The following is a 19,088-nucleotide window of genomic DNA, read 5'->3' as shown; positions in this document are numbered from 1 at the left end:
AGCGCGCCCAGCAGTCGCCTTCGTGCGTTTCGATGGTATGTGGCTGACCGCTGTGGCGGGCCTCGCCAGCTCTCTTTCCACGTGCCTTCCTTACCACCGCTACGACAACGAGGAGACATAGCAGCATGAAAGAGCGCCTTCTTACCTGTGCAGCCGTCGGATTTTTTTCCGGCGCAGCCTACGCACAGTCCAGTGTTACGCTGTACGGAGTCGTTGACACTAATCTCGAATACGTCAATAGAGTTGGATCCGTTCCATTACCCACCAATCTCTATAATCCCGGGGCAGGGCACAGCGTCACCCGAGTGAATAGCGGTGGTGTTGCGGGATCCCGCTGGGGCTTGCGTGGAGAGGAGGACCTTGGTGCGGGCATGAAGTCGCTATTCGTACTGGAAAGCGGCATTCAGGCCGATACAGGGGCCTTGGAATTGAACAACACACTGTTTGACCGACAGGCGTTCGTTGGTTTGCGCAGCGACAAGTTTGGCCAACTGACGTTCGGGCGGCAGTACACCTCACTCTTTCTTGGGCTGGCCAATTTCATGCCTGCGGCCTACTCGGTTCAGTATGAGCCGATCGGTGTGATAGCCGGTGCGAATTTCCGCGAGAACAATACCATCCAGTACGCCGCTGCAGTCGGGCCGGTAACCGCCATTGCGCATTGGTCCTTTGGTGTGGGCATTACTTTGCCGCCTACCAGTCCATTCGCTCAGCAAGTCATGGTCGGAGGCAATGGCGAGGTGCCGGGGCGGGCCAGAACTGATACCGGGTATGGTGCAGCACTGATCTATACGCCCGGCGCATTCGGCTTTACCATCGACTACGATCAGTACAACCCGTCGATCGCACAAGGCAGCGGTACCAATCGGCGGGTAGCGGTCGCCGCGAGCTATACGTTCGATGGCAAGGCCAAGGTCATGGGTGGGTATCGTTGGGGACAAAACAAGGATCAGAATAGCCTGACAGTCCTGCGCGATGACTATTACTGGTTAGGGGCGAATTATCAATTGACTCCAGCCGTGGAGCTGACGGTTGAGTATGATTACCAGAATGTCCGGAATCTGTACGGAAACGCTACGGTGGCGAACCCCTGGCAACTGCTCTTCATGGCGAAATATAGTCTGAGTAAGAGGACAGATTTGTATGTGTCCACTGCCTATACGCGGAACGCCGGATTGATGCTCGAATCGGCGGCGTCTGGCTATGGCGCGAGCCTTTTACTCAATAATACTTACGCGCCTGCGAACGGGCAGACGTCCATGATCGGCGTCGCCGCAGGTGTTCGCCATATCTTTTAATACCGCTCAGCAGTAGAGGCCGGCGATTCCGGCCACCGACTACAACGCCCATCCGTGTCTCAATCGATTCTTTTGCTGCAGCGGAAGACCAAACTGATGCAGCGCGTCAACGAGGCCTACAACAAGAACAACCTGCTGCAGCTGTTGGAGCTACAACTGGAGCTGGAACACATCGACCAGCATTCGATCAACGGCATCAGCGAAGATCGGCTGAAGCACTACAACAAGATCCTCAAGGAGCAAGTTCGCGAACTGGATCAGGAGATCCAGCATGTCGAGACCGCGTTCCGGCACAGCTATGGAATCGATCCGTTCGAGTCTCTATCCCCCAACACGGTCCTACGCAATCTTGCCGCAGAGATGACCAATCTCCGACACAACATCCGCGCCCTTCAGGACGATCTGATTGCGTTCAAAGACATCAAGAAGCTGAAGCTCGGGCTGAAATCCTTCAAGCTCGAACCGCGAGTGCCGGACTTCGATCTCATACCTTTCTAGCGGCGCCTTTACCACCTCGCGGTTGGGGCCAACACTTGTTGCGCAGTAGCCTGCCTCGGCACCCTCAACGTCCGTTCCTACGCAGCGAGAACGGCTGATTTCCTATACAAATCAGTGGGTTGACGGAGATGTGGCGGATACTTCACGAATAGCGGTCAACCCTCGGATTTGACTGACGCCGCGCTGCAGGCCGACCGGCCGAGCGCGACGCGGCGCGGGCCGAGACCGCGGGCGCGCGGGAGGAGGTGGCCGCGATCTCGGCACAGCTGGTCGAGGCGCGCGCGAGTTCATCAGCATTTGCTCTTTTCAGTTTGTGGAACTGGCAGCAGACGCACCGGCGCTATCCTCGGGGACCAATTTCAAGCGTCTTGCGTAGAAGAAACCCCAAGTCAGCCCAATGGTGGCAGCCATCGCGGATGCCAGGAGCACACCAAGCTTGGCGGCGCCAAGGAGGTTTGCCTCCTCAAAGGCAAGCGTGGCGATGAAGATAGACATCGTGAAACCAATGCCGGCCAGCAGGCCAACCAACCATACACCGCGCCACGTCACGTTGGGCGGCAATTGGCACCAGCCCAAGCGCACCGCCAGCCAGCTGACCGACACGATGCCGAGAGGCTTGCCTGCGACCAGAGCAACAACAACGCCAAGCATCGCGCCTAGTGAGCCGCCATTCGTGAGATCGACGCCATCAACGCTCACCCCCGCATTTGCCAGGGCAAAGAGCGGCATAACAATGTAGGCAACCCAGGGGTGAAGCGCTATCTGCACGCGCGTCACGGGCGGCAGCAGCTCCCGCTGTGCCTGACGGAGTTGCTTAAGCGGTGCCGCGACATGTTCCGGCTGCGGTGCTGGGGCGGTCGCGCGTGCGCGCAGCTCGTTGAGCGCACGCATGGCCATATCCAGCGGCCACTCTCGGGTGCGACCGGGCAGTACCGGCGTCATCATGCCGAGCACCACGCCAGCGAGCGTCGGGTGGGCGCCGGTTTTCAGCATTCCCAGCCACAGAACGGCACCAGGTATAACGTACGCGTAGGCAGTCCCGACGCCAATCCATTGCAGTCCCAGAACCATCAGAATCCCTGCGCCAGCAACGATAAGCCCACCATAGTCCAGCCCGCCCGAGAAGGCGACCGCGATGATCAGGACGGCGACAATGTCGTCGATAATCGCAAGCGCGAGCAGGAACACCCGGACGTTGCCGGGAATGGACTTGCCAAGTATCGCGAGCACGCCGACGGCAAAGGCAATGTCGGTGGCAGTCGGCACCGCCCAACCCTGGCGCTGGGGCATCTCTGCATTCATCGCGAGATAGATCAACGCGGGAACAAGCACGCCACCGAGCGCCGCTGCCATTGGCAGGGCCGAAAGTCGCACGTTCGCCAGCGCCCCCTCATGGATCTCGCGCCGAATTTCCATTCCCACGACGAGGAAGAAGATCGTCATGAGTGCGTCGTTGATCCAGAAATGCAGGGGCTGCGACACGATGAGGCTGCCCACGCCGAACGAGATCGGCGTGTGCCACAGAGCGTGGTAACTATCGCCGGCTGATGAATTCGCCCAGAGCAGCGCGATCCCGGCAGCGGCCAGCAGGACAATGCCGCTGACGGCTTCGATATGGAGAAAGTGCTCGAGCGCCGAGAAGGCCTTTTCAGCCAAGACCTGCGCGCGAGGCAACGGCTGCTGTGGTGGGGGAGGTGGAGGTGGGAGTCGGTCCACGGTCGTAGCGAATCAGCGTTGGCGGCCCGACCAACGCATCGACCTGTCTCACTGCGACGCCGCAGTGCTGACACCCTGCGGCGATTGTACAGAGAGATTCAAGTGGGATACAAGCGCTTATACTGCCTAGTCAGCGAGCGCCCCAAGGCTGAAGAGCTCGTCCGCAAAGCCACTCCCGAATGACGGGGTCGGCCCTGCGGGCATTGGCCGGACACTGGGACCAAGCGACCCCAACGCGCGCCTGCGGCCGACAGCTTTGTGCAACGAGCGCCGGCGGCACTGAAAAACTAAAAAACCCCGGCTTGCGTTCCCAAGGCATGGGCCGCCTGCTTCAGGTGCAACTTCGGCAGTACCGTCCACGTGCATACTTTGCCCTGCCGAACAGACGTTGGGTGTCGCATCGCCTACACTGAAAGTGTTGCCACATTGGCGTGGGTCCTGCCATTAGCGTGTAATAGGAACAGTCAACAAGGGAGCCCAGATCATGGTGTCCGAGATCGCGGCCGCCGGCGTCTTTTTCCTGGTCGCGGTGGTCATCATCTCCGCCTTCCGCGTCTTGCGCGAGTACGAGCGCGGTGTCGTATTTATGCTGGGGCGCTTCTGGAAGGCCAAGGGGCCGGGTCTTGTGCTGGTTCTGCCGGCAATCCAGCAGATGGTGCGGGTCGACCTTCGGACGGTGGTGATGGACGTGCCGGCGCAGGATCTGATTTCGCATGACAACGTCTCGGTAAAGGTTAATGCCGTGGTGTACTTTCGCGTGGTGGATCCCGAGCGTGCCATCATCCAAGTTGCGAACTTCCGCGAAGCCACAAGCCAGCTTGCGCAGACCACTCTCCGATCGATATTGGGCAAGCATGAGCTTGATGAGATGCTGGCCGAGCGAGAAAGGCTCAATCTCGACCTTCAGGCTGTACTTGATCTCCAGACCGATGCCTGGGGTATCAAGATCTCAAGCGTGGAGATCAAGCGCGTTGATCTCGATGAATCCATGGTGCGTGCCATTGCCCGACAAGCCGAAGCCGAGCGCGAGCGGCGAGCGAAGGTCATTCACGCGGAAGGCGAGATGCAAGCCTCGCTCAAGCTGCTGGCGGCATCGCAGATACTAGCAAAGGAGCCGGCCGCGATGCAGCTGCGGCTCATGCAGACCCTGACGCAGATCGCGGGCGACCGGGAGTCCACCATCGTCTTCCCGCTTCCGATCGACGTTCTCAACGGCCCGTCACCTGAGCGGGTGGAGCAGGCCGCAAGCAGGAAGGGAACATAGAATCTGAAGATCAAGTCCCGCAGTTCGGGAGATCACCATACTCACGGCATTCCTCCCTTACAGCAGTAATTGTTGCGCTCAGAGGGCCGTTTTCCTTGTGCTCACAATCGGAGATGCGCAGTTCAACGTTGATGAACATACGTCCCAGGGGCATCAGCCAGAATCGGTAAGCCGCGCCCAGGCGCCCCCATTGCCGGTGGCGGGACGCGCTGGCGCGACGACCGGGCTTCCAGCCACTCGACCCATGCCGGCCACCAGGAGCCTTCGCGGAGTTCGGCACGCTCGAGCCACCGGTCTGCGTGAAGGCACGGGTCTTCCGCCTTCTTGTGCGCGAGCCAGTAGCGCCGTCCCGGATGCCCGGGTTCGCTGACGATACCGGCGTTGTGACCGCCGCTGGTCAACACAAACGTGACGTCGGTGTCACTCAAGTAGTGGATCTTGTAGACCGACGGCCATGGCGCGATGTGATCCCATTCTGTGCCGACCGCGAAAATCGGCGCCCGGATGTTCTGGATTGCAACCGGATGTTCGTCTACCACATACCTGCCGGCGGCAAGGTCGCCGTTTAGGAAGAGCGACCTCAGATACTCCGAATGCATGCGGTAGGGAAGGCGGGTCGCGTCCGCGTTCCAGGCAATGAGGGCGTTCATCGGGGGCGGCTCACCCATTAGGTAATGGCGAAGCATGCGCGACCAGATGAGGTCGTTCGAGCGCAGTAGCTGGAAGGCCCCCGCCATATGGAAGGCCGGAAGGTATCCCCGTTGCCACATCAGGCCCTCCAGTGACTCGACCTGGCTGTGATCGATGAAAAGTTCGAGTTCTCCCGGCTCGCTGAAATCGGTCTGGGCGGCGAGCAGTGTCACAGAGGCGAGCCGCTCGTCCTCCACGTGCGCCATGGCCGCCGCGGCAATCGACAACAGCGTGCCCCCGAGGCAGTAGCCGATTGCATGGATCTTGCTTTTCGGCACGATGGGGCCAATGGCCCCGAGTGCCGCCATGACGCCGAGGCGGCGATAGTCATCCAAGCCGAGATTGCGATCAACGGCGGTGACGTTGCGCCAGGAGATGCAGAAAACCGTGAACCCTTTGCCAACGAGGTAGCGGATCAGCGAGTTTTCCGGCGACAGATCAAGAATGTAGAACTTCATGATCCAGGCCGGAACGATCAGTAGTGGCTCCGCGTAGACACTCTCGGTCGACGGCGTGTACTGGATGAGTTCGATCAGGTGGTTCCGGTAGACGACCTTGCCCGGCGTGATCGCGACGTCTTCGCCAACACGGAAGTTCTCGGTCCCGGCGGGTGGCTCGCTGTTCAGGTTCCGACTGAGGTCCTCAATGAAACACTGGATTCCGTCGACGAAGCTCCGCCCCCCGGTCTGCAGAGACCGATTAATCACTTCCGGATTGGTAAAGATGCAATTCGACGGGGAAAAGACATCCAGCACTTGCCGCGTGGAGAACGAGACGACATTCTCGTGGTGCGGCGAGACCCCGGGCACATCATGTGTGGCGGTGTGCCACCATTGCTGCGTAAGGAGAAATGCTTGATACCAGAGCACGAATGGCAGTTCTTGCCAGGCTTCGGCACGAAACCGCGTGTCGCCCGGAAGTGGCTCGATGCAGTTGGATGTCTTATTCTCAGTCAGTGCCCGGCGGACGGCATATGCTGCCAATCGGCCCAACTTCTTCCACGCCTTGTTGACAAGCTCCGCTTGTTTTCCCGGAGAACGGGAAAGATGAACCAGCCAATCGGAATAGGCAAGCCACAACGCAGTTGGTGAGATGCCGCCCGTCGCATTCGCTGCCATGGCGGCAGCAACCCGGTCGATGGCGCGAAACAGCTCGAACCCACCCGGCTCGTCGAGATGCGTGGCAAGCGAGTTCAGAGCCGCCGGCCTCGAATCGGATCCCTGAGGGCGGCTGAGTTCCGGGCCCGTCCTCCCCACTGCCTGTGCATTCTTCATCGGGCACCTCCCAACAAAGGTATGAGTGCAGCTTAGGAACAACGCATGGTGTCTGGAAAGGACTGTTTCGCGAATCCAGCGCCCACCAGCATTCTTGCTGGGGATCAAGGGCGATGCGGGTACGTAAGCTAATGTAGTTAAAAACGATCGGCCAGCACCCTCGCCCGACGGAGGGAATCCATGGATATAGGCAGGCAGCGCCCACATCAAGCCCTGTTCACCCCGCCCGCCCTATGGAGCGGATGGATTCACTCGACGGGTTCGGGCGACGTTTATGTCTCCGACTGGGTGAATGCCAGGGACATTCAACGGACAGCGGGAGATTTGCATCTGGACGATGTTGTGCTGACATTGCAGCATTTCATGGTGGGGCTTAAGCCTGCGGAACTGGACGTGCTTGCAGTCTGCCAGGCGACTGTACCAGCCCTTGCCGCGGCGGCGCGCCTGGTTGGGGCAGGCTATCCTGAGCCGCGCTCATTGGTGTTGCTAGGCGGCCCCATTGATCCATGCTGTAATCCGACCCCCGCTGATCCGCATGGCTGGAAGCCTGCCTCCAAGCTGGCTCGACGCACTGGGGACGCATATCGTGCCCTCGGGGTACCGGGGCGCGGATCGGCGAGTCTATCCGGCCGTCCACGACTGGCTGGTAAACACCCCAAATCAGCCTTGGCCCGGGCGCAGTGCATGCCCGCTGCCGGCACGATTTCTTACGCAAGTTGTTTCCGGATGAACAGGAGGGTGTGATGACCGTAGTTGTACTCCCGACCGATGGTTCATCTTTCAGCGCTGCAGCGGCACGGAGGCTGCTTCTCCCCGGCCTTTTCGAGCGGCCCCTGGCGGTGCATATGGTTCACGCATCGCCGGAAATTGTGGGAAGGCCGCAGGCTTACTTCTCGAAGGAGCAGATCGACCAATGGGCCGACGAGGCAGCGGAGGAAGCCTTCGCTGCCATGCGTCCGCTACTCCAATCGGCAGATGTCATCGTGACAGAGCATCGCCGCACGGGTGAACCTGCCGAAGTCATTGTGGAACTCGCCCGCGCCTGTGGGGCAGATGCAATCGTGATGGGTACCCATGGCCGAGGCGCATTCCTGGCAGCGGTATTGGGCTCGGTCGCCTCACGCGTAGTGGCGACAGCAACGGTTCCGATCTTGCTGGTGCCGAAGAAAGTCGAAAGCTCTTAAGAATGCCGACTTGAGTCTTCGAGACCCCCGCAGTCATTCGTGTCGAAGGATGACGGCAAGAGTTTGATGCCGGGCGCTCGTCCGCCGCTCCATTGTGGTCGGGCGGACCGAAATGTCGTTCAAACGGTCGGCCAGGAGCCAGCGATGAAATGATCCCACTTCACTTCGAGGCAATGCGTGGGGCGCCGCGCCTGCCATGAAAACTAGCGGCAAGCGACACGCGCGTCGCACTCGATGCCATCCAGGTCGATTGTATGCTTTGAGCTAAACGCGTTTTCGTAGATGAAGGTGGCCACTCGAAAAAGAAGCAAAAAGGACTGTCATGAGAAAGTCAAATGCGGAAGGGGTTCAGGTTTCCTGGCATAGCATTTCCATAGCGACCGCCCTCAACAAACTGGAGACATCCACCACAGGCTTAAGTCAAAGCGAAGCGCAGGCGCGACTGAAGGATTTCGGGGTCAACCGCTTGCCAGAAACATCGCGTCGCAGCGCATCTGCTCGCTTCCTGCTCCAATTTCATAATGTCCTGATCTATGTACTGATTGGCTCTGCTGCGATAACGGCTTTCTTGGGGCACTGGATTGATACCGGAGTGATTTTGGCGGTTGTCATTGCGAACGCCGCGATCGGCTTCATTCAGGAAGGCAAGGCGGAAAAAGCCATGGATGCTATTCGCCATATGCTGGCACCGAGAGCGAATGTGATTCGCGGAGGCGAGCGCGTCAGCGTTGAAGGTGATAACCTCGTCCCCGGCGACATCGTGCTGATAGAAGCGGGCGACAAAGTCGCTGCCGATCTGCGTCTTATCACCGCGCACGTTCTGTTAGCGCAGGAGGCGATTCTCACCGGAGAATCCGTGCCTGTTGTAAAGCGAAGTGAGGCTGTCCTGGCCGATGCGCCACTTGGGGATCGCGCTTGCATGGCGTTTTCCGGCACCCTGATCGTCAGCGGCCAGGGCAAAGGCGTTGTCGTAGCGACCGGAGCTCGAACCGAAATCGGGCATATCAGTAGCCTCCTTTCCGAGGTTGAAACCCTCACCACCCCCTTGGTCAAGCAGATGGGTGCCTTTGCAAAATGGCTGACTATTTGCATTCTGCTGATTGCTGCATTGCTGATTACATATGGTTATTTCGTAGGTCATCACGAATTCAGCGAAGTGTTCATGGCGGTAGTAGGATTGGCGGTGGCTGCAATCCCGGAGGGTCTACCCGCAGTGCTGACCATCACGCTCGCTGTTGGGGTGCAAGCGATGGCCCGGTGCAATGCCATCGTGCGTCGCTTGCCTGCCATTGAGACGCTTGGCTCAGTATCTGTCATATGCACTGATAAGACCGGTACGTTGACCCGGAATGAGATGATGGTGGCTTCCGTACTGACCCATCAACATCGCTTTGCGCTGGACGGCGATGGCTATTCCCCAGAAGGCGAACTCAGGCTTGAAGAAGTGCGGGTGTCCCCGCTTGAGCATCGGGTGCTTGAGGAACTCGCCCGTGCTGCCGTGCTGTGTAACGACGCGGCACTCCATCAGAAAGATGGCATTTGGCGTGTGGAGGGCGACCCGATGGAGGGGGCGTTGCTGGCCTTTTCCGGAAAAATGGACGTAGATGCGCGTAACCAGCAAGGGGCGTGGGCGCGAACCGACGCGATCCCCTTCGATGCAAAACACCGATTCATGGCAACACTCAACCATGATCACGATCGCCACGCCTTCGTATTTGTCAAAGGTGCGCCCGAGAGGATACTGGCTATGTGCCAGAACCAGCGCGGACCGGACGGAACAATCGAGCCACTCGACGCCGATTACTGGAATGAAAACGCAGAGCTCATTGCGACGCAAGGGCAGCGCGTACTGGCCTTTGCTTTGCGGTCAGTAGCCCCGACGCAAACCGTGCTGGAACATGCCGATGTAGAAGGCAAGCTGACCATGCTCGGCATGGTGGGAATGATGGATCCACCGCGCGCCGAAGCCGTTACCGCGGTCTCGGAATGCCATGCAGCAGGTATCCGCGTCAAGATGATCACGGGAGACCATGCCAAAACCGCCGCCGCGATCGGTAAGCAGATCGGGCTGCAAAACCCGCATACCGTGCTGACAGGGGTTGATTTGGGCGCGATGGACGATGCCGCGCTGCGGCAAGTGGCGTTGAGTTGCGACATCTTTGCCCGCACCAGTCCGGAGGACAAGTTGCGGCTGGTGATGGCGCTGCAATCCCATGACATGACAGTAGCCATGACCGGCGATGGCGTAAACGATGCGCCCGCTTTGAAACGAGCCGATGCGGGGATCGCCATGGGGAAGAAAGGTTCGGAGGTCGCCAAGGAATCTGCCGAATTGGTATTGGCGGACGACAATTTTGCCTCCATCGTCGCCGCTGTACGCGAAGGCCGTACCGTATACGACAACATCAAGAAGGTTATTAGTTGGACCTTGCCTACCAATGCCGGTGAAGCCATGACGATTGTGGTAGCGCTGCTTTTCGGCTTGACGCTACCCATCACGCCCGTCCAGATACTCTGGATCAATCTGATCACGGCCATCACGCTGGGCATTGCATTGGCTTTTGAGCCGACGGAAGAAGCTACCATGCTCCGCGCGCCTCGATCGCGCGCGGAGCCTCTGTTGAGTGGTGTACTGGTATGGCATATCGTGCTGGTTTCTGTGCTGTTCCTTTGCGGTGTCTACGGTGTTTTCTCATACGCGTTGGACCAAGGCCACTCCTTGGAACTGGCACGTACGCTGGCCGTGAATACGCTAGTCGTGATGGAGATTTTCCACTTGTTCTTCATCCGCAATTTCTACAGCACGTCTTTAACATGGAAAGCCGTGCGCGGCACAAAGGTGGTATGGGCCGTGGTTGCTGCCATCACGGCGGCACAATTTGCCATTACCTACATGCCTGCGTTGCAAGACGTGTTCGCCACTGAATCTGTGCCGTTTTGGGACGGCGTGCTGGTGATCGGCATAGGCATCGCACTATTCGCTATAGTGGAAACAGAGAAACAGATTCGACTTCACCTACGGCCGGTCAACCTGCATGGGACGGGTCAGGCAAGGGGCGTGGATTGAACCATGACCCGTCTCCGAATTCGGCCTTCTTCTACCCGCTTACGGTCGAAGCCGTAGTCTGGCACCCATGCGCAGCTATCGCTTTTCTGCGCTGCCCGCGAAGTGTTCGATTTTTTTTGTCGGTCCCGAGACGACCAGCAAGTCTCCCGGCTGGATCAGGGTGGTGGCTGTCGCGTGCTCAAACTCTTCGTTGGCACGCTTGATGCCAACCACCGTGACGCCGAAATGCTCACGTACCCTGGACACCAACAGCGTCTTGTTGTGGGTTGACGCCGGCGCATGGATCCTGGCGATGGCAAAGCCATCGTCGAATTCGATGAAATCGATCATTCGGCCGGTGATCAGATGCGCAACTCGCGCCCCCATGTCCGCTTCCGGATAGACGACGTGGTGCGCGCCGATGCGTTGCGCGATCTGGCCATGTTCAGCGGTAAACGCCTTGACCCAGATATCCTTGATCTCAAGCTCGGTCAGCGTCATCAAGGTCATCAGGCTGGAAGACATGTCTGTGCCAATCCCGACAATGGCGTGTGAGAAATCGGCCACGCCGAGCTGGCGCATCACGTTCACATCGGTGGAGTCGGCCTGGACGGCGCAGGTCAACGCATTCGACCAGCGCTGCACAAGCTCGGCATCCTTGTCTATGCCCATGACATCGTGGCCCAGGCGGATGAGCGATTGCGCCACCGAGCTGCCAAAGCGGCCAAGCCCGATCACGACGACGCTGTCGCCCGCAGAGAAGGCGAACTGCTCGGTAAACAATCTAGCCAACAATTGGGTGCTCCTCCGGGTAGCGGTATGGTGTGCGATGTTCGCCCAGCGCCAGGGATACCGCGAGCGTAATGGTGCCGACCCGGCCGGCGTACATGAGCGCTATCAGCGTAAGCTGGCCGGAAGCCGGAAGGTCGGCCGTGATACCAGTCGACAAGCCAACTGTACCGAAAGCTGAAATGACTTCGAAGATGACTTGATCGGTCGGCAACTCGGTAACGAACAGGATGGTCAGCGTTCCCAGCGTAATCAAGGCGCTTCCCAACGCCAGCACGGTGATCGCCTGCCGCTGCGCCGAGCCGCTGACGCGCCGCCCGAATGCCTCGCTGTCGACGCGCCCGCGGATCTCGGCAATCACCAACAAGGCCAGGATGGCGACGGTGCCGACTTTGACGCCGCCGGCAGTACTGGCACTGCCTCCGCCGACGAACATCAGGAAGAAATGCAGCGCCAGGCTTTCATGAGTCAGCGCGCCGATGTCGATCGAGTTGAATCCGGCAGTACGGGCGGAGACAGAGGCAAACGCTGCGGACAGCAGCTTCCCGGCAGGCGGCATCGCGCCGAGCGTTTTTGGGTTATTCCATTCGAACAATAGCAGGCCAAGAATGCCCGTGGCCAGCAGCACCGCCGTAACCGACAAGGTGAGCTTGCTATGCAGGGACCATCGACGCGGATCGGATGCCTTGTTCCGCAAGTCGTGCAGCACAGGAAACCCGATGCCGCCTACGACGATCGCCGCCATCACCGGTCCCAGCATCCACAGGTCGGCCGCATAGCGCGTCAGGCTGTCTGCGTGGGTCGAGAAGCCAGCGTTGTTGAAGGCTGAGATCGAATGAAACAAGCCATTCCATGCTGCCTCGGGCCAGGGAAGGGCGTACGTGAGATGCAGCCTCGAGGCTAGCCACATCGCGATGACCATCTCGAAGCTCAACGTCACCACCAGCACCAGCCTGGCCACGCCGGCGATGTCGCCCAGCCCGATCGCATGGGTTTCGACCTGGGCAATCAGCTTGGTCCGCAATCGCAGCGAGCGATTGACCATCAGGCCAAGCAGCGTGGACGCGGTCATCATGCCAAAGCCGCCAAGCTGGAATAGCACCATGATGACCGCCTGGCCGAAGCCGGACCAGTAAGTTCCTGTATCCACGACCACCAGGCCAGTCACGCAGACGGCCGAGACTGCGGTGAAGAATGCGGTCAGCCAGGGCGCGCTCCCGCCATCGACTCGGGACCAGGGCAACATCAGGAGCACGCTGCCTGCCACGATGGCCAGCAGGAAACCCAGGGCAACGGTCCGGGTTGGATGCAGAGATGGTCTCATTCCGGAATTGTGGCCTGAAATGTGTCACAAATCCACGTTTCCAAACGGACCGCCCCGCGTCCGAGCGGGCCTACTCCCCGGATAGCTGCCCCCAGCAACCGGCCTGGCGCTCGTTGAGCAAAATTGGCTGGTCATAGAAGATGACCCACCGATCGCGAACGTGAGTGTACATCCCGATTGAAGCAGTTTCCAACGACATCATGTCTGACGAGGCCAGATCGGAACGCCCCCAATACTCAATGAGCGGGCGGCAGCGATCCGCCGGATCCAGGCGGAGATGGCTGACTATGGGCTGACCATGGAGGAGCTGGCAGCGGCGGGGTGCTTCGATCCGCCGCCCCCTCCGCCACCCACCCGCGCCGCCGCCGGTGGTCTGCTACCGCAACGCCACGTGGCTGAGTTGGGACGGGCAGGTGACATGCCCGACTGGCTGCGGCGCGCGGTCAATGCGGGGCAGAGTAAGGAATTTTTTCGGGTTGGGTAACGCCGCCAGCTATCGGGGCTTCAATAGCCCCCAACTCTGCCAAACCTGCAATCGGCCCTCCGTCAGCCTGCGGCGGGACGCGCGAGCAAGTTTGATAGCCCCGCTGCCGCGCCGCTTCAATTCTTGAATTCGTGCGGCGCATCGTATATTTTCGAGGGGCATTCCAGTGGTTGCTGCCGCGCCGGCCGGTGCCTGTCACGATGATCGGATTCATACAAGCCACCACTCGATAACGCATGCCCGGAACGAGGACTGTCAACCCCGTCCGCGCAGTGCGCCCGTGACCCTGCGCGGATGCTTATCGCTGCCCGCTCCTGCCCATCAGAAAAGAGCTGCCATGGATGCAGTCCGGACATTGCTCGAAACCCAACCGCTGCTCACGCTGTTCCTCACGGTTGCACTGGGCTATGTCTTCGGCGAGATCAATATCAAGGGCGTGTCGCTCGGTTCGGGCGCGGTGCTGTTCGTGGGGCTGGCGATCGGCGGGTTCGCGCCGAAGTCTGCGCCGCCTGCCATCCTTGGCACCCTAGGGCTGCTGCTCTTTCTCTATGGCATTGGGATCCAGTACGGGGAGCAGTTTTTTAAGGGTCTGACCAGCCCCGATGGCATCAAGGCCAACGCCGCTGCGGTCCTTGGCGTGGTTGGCTCCGGACTGGTCGCGGTTGCGTTGGTGCCGCTGGTCGGCGTGAAGCTAGACGAGTCGCTAGGCATGTTCGCCGGTGCGGGCACCAGCACGGCAAGCTTGCAGGCCGCGATGGCGGCAATGAAGAGCGACGGCGCCGCGGTGGGCTACAGCGTCGCATACCCGGTCGGCGTGGCAGGGCCGATCCTGTTTCTGTATGCCCTCACCGCGCTGCTCAAGCCAAATATCGTGCGGCCGCCGCCAAAGCTGATCGAGACCGCCGAGATTGTGCTGTCAAACGCGGCGTTTATCGGCGCGCGGCTGTCGGAGCTCGTAGCCTGCCTGCCGGACGGGGTGGCGATTGCCGCCGTGCGTCGCGCCCACCATAACCAGCCGTCCGCCGACGACATGGTCCTGCAGGCCAACGACGTGCTGCTCGCGACCGCCACCGACCCGGCCGTGCTGCGTGAAGCCACCTCGCTGTGCGGGGAACTGCAGCCGGGCCGCATGACGAGCCATCGCGAAGACCTGGACTATATGCGCGTGTTCGCCTCAAGCCGGCTCGTGGTCGGGCACAGGCTGCGCGATATCCGTTTTCCCGAAGGCATGGTCTGCTCGATCGCCCACGTGCGGCGCGGCGATGCCGACCTGATGCCCAGCGACGACCTCATCCTCGAGTTCGGTGACCGTGTCGGCCTGCTGGTCAATCGCGCCCACATGAAGCCGATTCGCGTGCTGTTCGGCGACTCCATCAAGGGCACCGCCGAGCTGAGCTTTATCTCGATCGGCATCGGCGCTGCCCTCGGGCTGCTGGTCGGGCTGATCCCGGTGCCGATTCCCGGCGTCGGCACGCTGGCGCTGGGGCTCGCCGCGCTGCTGCTGGTCGCCCTTGTGCTCGGCCAGGTGCGCCGTTTCGGGCCGTTCGTCTGGACCATGCCGCTGTCGGCCAACCTGGTCCTGCGCAACTTCGGGCTGACCATCTTCCTCGCCCAGGTGGGCATTGCATCCGGGCCGAAGTTCTTCGCCACCATCGGCGTGACCGGGGTTTCCTTCCTGATCTATGGCGTGGTGATCCTGCTCGCCCTGCTGCTGATCACTGCGATCTTCTGCCTCTGGGTCTTCAGGCTGCCGTTCGACCTGGCGGTGGGCGTGATCTGCGGTGCGACCGGCAATCCCGCCATCCTTGCCTTTGCCAACCGCGTCGCGCCCACCGACCGGCCCGACCTCGGCTACTCGATGATCTTCCCGTCTATGACCATCGTGAAAATCCTGTTCGTACAGGTCGCCGCCACACTGGCTGGCGGATAGTGGCGCAACCTGGGCGAAGCGCGCCATGCGATTCGCCGCGGAGACACATCATGGAAATCGCCGTCTTCAGCGCAAAGTCCTACGATCGTCAACATCTCGACGCCGCGAATGCGGCGCAAGGCCATCGGCTCAAATACTTCGAAGTCCCCCTGGACAGTGAAACGGTGGGCCTCGCCGCCGGCCACGGCGCCGTCTGCATCTTCGTCAATGACCGGGCCGATGCGACTGTGCTGGAAGCGCTCGCGCGCGGCGGCACCAAGCTGGTCGCGCTGCGCTGCACCGGGTTCAACAACGTCGACCTGAAAGCCGCGCAGGCGCTCGGCATCAAGGTAGTGCGCGTGGTCGACTACTCGCCAAATTCGGTCGCCGAGCATGCGGTGGCGCTGCTGTTGGCGGTCAACCGCAAGATCCACCGGGCCTACAACCGCACGCGGGATTTCAATTTCTCGCTCGAAGGCCTGATGGGCTTCGACCTGTACGGCAAGACCGTGGCCGTGATCGGCACCGGCAAGATCGGGCGCGTGTTTGCGAAAATCATGGTCGGCTTCGGCTGCAACGTGATCGGCTACGACAAGTACCCATCGCCGGAGTTCGAGGCCCTTGGCGGCCGCTACGCGGACGAGGGAGAAATCGGCGCCAGCGCGGACTGCATCTCGCTGCACTGCCCGCTCACGCCCGAGACCCATCACATCATCAACGCCGAAACGCTGGCGCGCGCCAAGCGCGGCGCCCTGCTGATCAACACCAGCCGCGGCGGGCTGATCGACACGGAAGCAGTCATCGAAGCGCTCAGGAGCGGGCAACTCGGCGGGCTGGCGATCGACGTGTACGAGCAAGAGGCGGAGCTGTTCTTCCGCGACCTGTCCGGCACCATCGTCGACGACGCCGTCATGCAGCAGCTAATCACGTTTCCTAACGTGATCGTGACCGGGCACCAAGCCTTCCTCACGCGCGAGGCCGTGACGACCATTTGCGAAACAACCTTGCGCAGCGTGACGGAGTTCGAAAGCGGCAAGCCGCTCACGAACGAAGTCGGCCCCAGTTGAACACGGCTGTCGGCCTCATGTCGCGCCCCGCTAGTGGCTTAAACCGCCCCCGAAAAGCCCGCCGCCCAATCCACGATCACGCCGACGCGGCGGCCATCTGCGAGGCGGTGACGCGGCCGAGCATGCGCTTTGTGCCGGTCAAGGACGAGCACCAGCAAGCAACCCTGAGCTTGCATCGAACCCGACAGGGATTCGTAGAAGAGCGTCCGCTACTTACTACCGCCTGCGGGGGTTGCTGGCCAAATTCGGTGTGGTATTGCCGCAGAAGCCGGAGCGACTGCGCAAGGAGATCGGCCCCCATCTGGAAGCCTTGCCCGGCTGGGCGAATCGATGCATCCAGGACCTGCTGAGCCATGCGGGCAGGCTGGAGGAGAAGCTGGACGAATATGATCAAGCTATCAGCGAGATTGCGCGTGAAGGCGAGCGCAGCAAGCGCCTGATGCAGCTGCGTGGGGTCGGGCCGACTAAGGCTATGGGCTGTCAATTGCACATCAGTTCCTCCTGGAACCTTATCCGGGTAGGGCGGCAGATCGACTACGATGTTGTTGTGGCATGCTTGCAGTTGGATAAAAAAGCAGGGTTGGGGTCAACATGTACAAGAGCTTGCTGCTAGTCGCGGCCGCCGCGGCCGTTTTCATCTACTACAAAACTCACGCGCCGCTGGACAATGTGGGAGTCGCCGCCGAGCCACAGTCGATCGCGGTTTCGATTATTGCCCCAACGCCGGAACCAGTCTTCCGCTGCGAGGGCAAACAGCACTGTAGCCAGATGTCTTCCTGCGCGGAAGCCCGCTTCTACCTAAAGAACTGCCCAGCGGTAAAAATGGACGGCGATAGTGACGGTATTCCATGTGAGACGCCGCCTCTCCAGTGCACGTTTTGACATGCTAATGAGGTAGTTCGTGCGCTGCCATTTTCTACGAAGACGGGGGGGGCAGGGGCCGGTTTGCGCAGCCCCGATCCGGCCCCACTATGCAGGGGTGCTGGCAACTTGCCCCAGCGCTTAGCATCGCCCTCAAACAAGAAGAAGAGGGTCACAAGTGAAAGCAATCCTAGGGCTGGCATTCCTTTTCAATCAATGCGGGATCAAGATGCCGGCCACAGTTTTGCCTAGGTGCACAAACTGGAGCACCGCCCGACCGATCGGATGTTGAATTTTCGGGGATACCGTACGATTTGCGAGCTCGGCTTTGGTGACCGCGGTGGTCCACCTGGGCGGAAGCCGTGCCTGCCCACGATTCCGGCATGCCTGCCGCGCGGCAAATGGAGGCCCAGACGCCTTGCGCCGTGACGCCGGCGGAGGGGCGCTCTCGCGGTCACGGCTGGCGGAAGTCCGCACGGCGTGCGCCCCCTACAATTTGGAGCGCTGTTTTTCCGCGCCCGCACGGGACTAAGGCGCCGCTACGATTTTCACCGCAGCAGTACTTTCCCGAACGATCAGCTCCGGCTCGAATTCGTCCTGCAGATCTTCCCGCCGTGCCGCGCCTTCAATCTGCGCAATAATGTTCCTCGCGGTCAGTTCGCCGATACGCACGGGATTCGACCGCATGGTTGTCAGGGTAGGCGTGATAAGTTCTGCGACCTGCCAGTCCCCGAAACCGGTCACGGAGATATCGTCCGGAATGGACCGGCCCAGAGCGCGGCACTCGGCGATGGCGGCGACCGCGATGAAGTCGTTTATGCAGATCAGTGCGGTAGGCCGATGTGGACTGGTCAGACAGGCGCGCGCTGCGGCGCGGGCCGGCTCGACCTCATAGGGCGTGGGCAGGACCAGTTCCTCGCGCAGTGCGATGCTATGTTCGCTGAGCACGTCCTTGACGCCTTCCAGCCGCTGGACCGACAGATGCTGGGTGTTCAGCGGCCCCGGGAGGACGGCGAATTCGCGGTGCCCAAGGCCTACCAGATAGGCGGTCAGCCGCCGCATCGCGAGCCGGTTGTCGTAGCCAACCGTCGGATGGCTGCCTTCGCGATCCGTTGCCCACATCAGCACATAGGGGACATTGTGCTTATGGATAAGGGAGAAGACGTCGGGGTGATGCTGCGAGCCGATGATGGCGATGCCGTCCACGCGCCGCTCCAGCATTTCCCGCGCACAGCGCAACTCGATTTCGCTGTTGTCGCGATGGCACGTCAGAAGAACGGTATAGCCGAGCGCTTCGAGCTGCTTCTCCAGGGTGTCCACGGCTCTTGCGTACAGTTCGTTCATCAGCGTCGGCGCAATGATGCCGATGGACATGGTCCGTCCCGAACGCAGGATCCGGGCAGCGGCAAAAGGCACGTAGTCGAGGCTGGCAATCGCTTCCTGCACGCGCTTCAGAGTCTCAGGCCGCAGCAGTTCAGGTGCCGACAACGCGCGCGATACGGTGGCAGAAGACACGCCGGCAAGGAGAGCGACCTGTTTCACGTTGACCATATTCGGCATGCCTCGAAAGCGAAGGGAAGAGTAAGGTTGGAATGAAGGATGAGCCCATCCAAGGGTGCCCTGGCGGCCCAGCCTGACGCCGCATTGTATCGTCGGGCGGCAAGTCCGCTGGTGAGGAACGCCA

At 60.7% G+C, this 19,088-nt stretch carries 14 protein-coding genes and 2 pseudogenes; 10 read left to right on the top strand and 6 right to left on the bottom strand.

Annotated elements, in window-relative coordinates; genetic code table 11:
* Positions 1 to 125: 125 nt before the first annotated feature.
* Both IPF36_RS14490 and IPF36_RS14485 read left to right on the top strand, forming a co-directional pair.
* Positions 126 to 1,298, top strand: a complete 1,173-nt coding sequence (locus IPF36_RS14490) for a porin (protein WP_133093156.1) — start codon at positions 126 to 128, stop codon at positions 1,296 to 1,298.
* A gap of 96 nt (positions 1,299 to 1,394) precedes the next feature.
* Positions 1,395 to 1,796 (top strand): hypothetical protein, encoded by a 402-nt coding sequence (locus tag IPF36_RS14485; RefSeq protein ID WP_133093155.1) that lies wholly within the window; start codon positions 1,395 to 1,397, stop codon positions 1,794 to 1,796.
* Between the two features lie 306 nt (positions 1,797 to 2,102).
* Here the strand turns inward: IPF36_RS14485 and nhaA are convergent, their stop codons facing one another.
* Positions 2,103 to 3,512: a Na+/H+ antiporter NhaA gene (gene nhaA, locus IPF36_RS14480; protein ID WP_133093154.1), complete on the bottom strand. Its 1,410-nt coding sequence runs from the start codon at positions 3,510 to 3,512 to the stop codon at positions 2,103 to 2,105.
* Positions 3,513 to 3,996: 484 nt separating this feature from the next.
* Between nhaA and IPF36_RS14475 the strand changes: the two genes are divergently transcribed.
* Positions 3,997 to 4,776: a slipin family protein gene (locus IPF36_RS14475; protein WP_133093153.1), complete on the top strand. Its 780-nt coding sequence runs from the start codon at positions 3,997 to 3,999 to the stop codon at positions 4,774 to 4,776.
* 122 nt (positions 4,777 to 4,898) lie between these two features.
* Here IPF36_RS14475 and IPF36_RS14470 read toward each other — a convergent pair whose 3' ends face one another.
* Complete coding sequence (locus tag IPF36_RS14470; RefSeq protein WP_165971432.1) at positions 4,899 to 6,740, bottom strand: alpha/beta hydrolase; 1,842 nt, start codon at positions 6,738 to 6,740, stop codon at positions 4,899 to 4,901.
* A 743-nt stretch (positions 6,741 to 7,483) separates the two neighbouring features.
* On the opposite strand from IPF36_RS14470, the gene IPF36_RS14465 reads away from it, so the two are divergent.
* Both IPF36_RS14465 and IPF36_RS14460 read left to right on the top strand, forming a co-directional pair.
* Positions 7,484 to 7,924, top strand: coding sequence for a universal stress protein (locus tag IPF36_RS14465; protein WP_133093152.1), 441 nt, complete (start codon positions 7,484 to 7,486; stop codon positions 7,922 to 7,924).
* A gap of 322 nt (positions 7,925 to 8,246) precedes the next feature.
* Positions 8,247 to 10,991 carry a cation-transporting P-type ATPase gene (locus IPF36_RS14460; protein ID WP_195428398.1) on the top strand — a complete coding sequence of 915 codons (2,745 nt, stop codon included), beginning with the start codon at positions 8,247 to 8,249 and terminating at the stop codon, positions 10,989 to 10,991.
* A gap of 75 nt (positions 10,992 to 11,066) precedes the next feature.
* On the opposite strand, the gene IPF36_RS14455 is transcribed toward IPF36_RS14460, so the two are convergent.
* Both IPF36_RS14455 and IPF36_RS14450 read right to left on the bottom strand, forming a co-directional pair.
* Positions 11,067 to 11,765 (bottom strand): TrkA family potassium uptake protein, encoded by a 699-nt coding sequence (locus IPF36_RS14455; protein ID WP_133093150.1) that lies wholly within the window; start codon positions 11,763 to 11,765, stop codon positions 11,067 to 11,069.
* The gene (locus IPF36_RS14450; protein WP_133093149.1) at positions 11,755 to 13,083 is read right to left on the bottom strand and encodes a TrkH family potassium uptake protein; all 1,329 of its coding nucleotides are present in this window, start codon (positions 13,081 to 13,083) and stop codon (positions 11,755 to 11,757) included. The genes IPF36_RS14455 and IPF36_RS14450 overlap by 11 nt, the downstream gene beginning before the upstream one ends.
* A 277-nt stretch (positions 13,084 to 13,360) precedes the next feature.
* Here IPF36_RS14450 and IPF36_RS34635 point away from each other — a divergent pair.
* A pseudogene (locus IPF36_RS34635) lies at positions 13,361 to 13,567 on the top strand (H-NS histone family protein).
* Here the strand turns inward: IPF36_RS34635 and IPF36_RS14445 are convergent.
* Positions 13,527 to 13,781 (bottom strand): hypothetical protein, encoded by a 255-nt coding sequence (locus IPF36_RS14445; RefSeq protein WP_195428396.1) that lies wholly within the window; start codon positions 13,779 to 13,781, stop codon positions 13,527 to 13,529. The pseudogene IPF36_RS34635 and the gene IPF36_RS14445 sit on opposite strands and share 41 nt — an antisense overlap.
* 123 nt (positions 13,782 to 13,904) lie before the next feature.
* On the opposite strand from IPF36_RS14445, the gene IPF36_RS14440 reads away from it, so the two are divergent.
* The 4 genes and pseudogenes from IPF36_RS14440 (at position 13,905) to IPF36_RS14425 (ending at position 17,425) form a co-directional block, all read left to right on the top strand.
* A complete protein-coding gene (locus tag IPF36_RS14440) occupies positions 13,905 to 15,497 on the top strand; it encodes an aspartate:alanine exchanger family transporter (RefSeq protein WP_133093148.1) in 1,593 nt (530 codons plus the stop codon).
* 50 nt (positions 15,498 to 15,547) lie between these two features.
* Positions 15,548 to 16,543: a 2-hydroxyacid dehydrogenase gene (locus IPF36_RS14435; RefSeq protein WP_133093147.1), complete on the top strand. Its 996-nt coding sequence runs from the start codon at positions 15,548 to 15,550 to the stop codon at positions 16,541 to 16,543.
* Between the two features lie 71 nt (positions 16,544 to 16,614).
* Positions 16,615 to 17,015, top strand: a pseudogene (locus tag IPF36_RS14430) (IS110 family transposase); the annotation flags it as partial.
* Positions 17,016 to 17,134: 119 nt separating this feature from the next.
* A complete protein-coding gene (locus tag IPF36_RS14425; RefSeq protein ID WP_133093146.1) occupies positions 17,135 to 17,425 on the top strand; it encodes an excalibur calcium-binding domain-containing protein in 291 nt (96 codons plus the stop codon).
* A 507-nt stretch (positions 17,426 to 17,932) separates the two neighbouring features.
* Here IPF36_RS14425 and IPF36_RS14420 read toward each other — a convergent pair.
* Complete coding sequence (locus tag IPF36_RS14420) at positions 17,933 to 18,955, bottom strand: substrate-binding domain-containing protein (protein ID WP_135706582.1); 1,023 nt, start codon at positions 18,953 to 18,955, stop codon at positions 17,933 to 17,935.
* Positions 18,956 to 19,088: the final 133 nt, after the last annotated feature.

Source organism: Cupriavidus sp. IK-TO18 (assembly GCF_015549295.1).
In the GTDB taxonomy this organism is placed as follows: Bacteria; Pseudomonadota; Gammaproteobacteria; order Burkholderiales; family Burkholderiaceae; genus Cupriavidus; species Cupriavidus oxalaticus_A.
The sequence above is the reverse complement of the archived record's forward strand: the minus strand, read 5'-3'. Positions and strand labels throughout refer to the sequence as shown.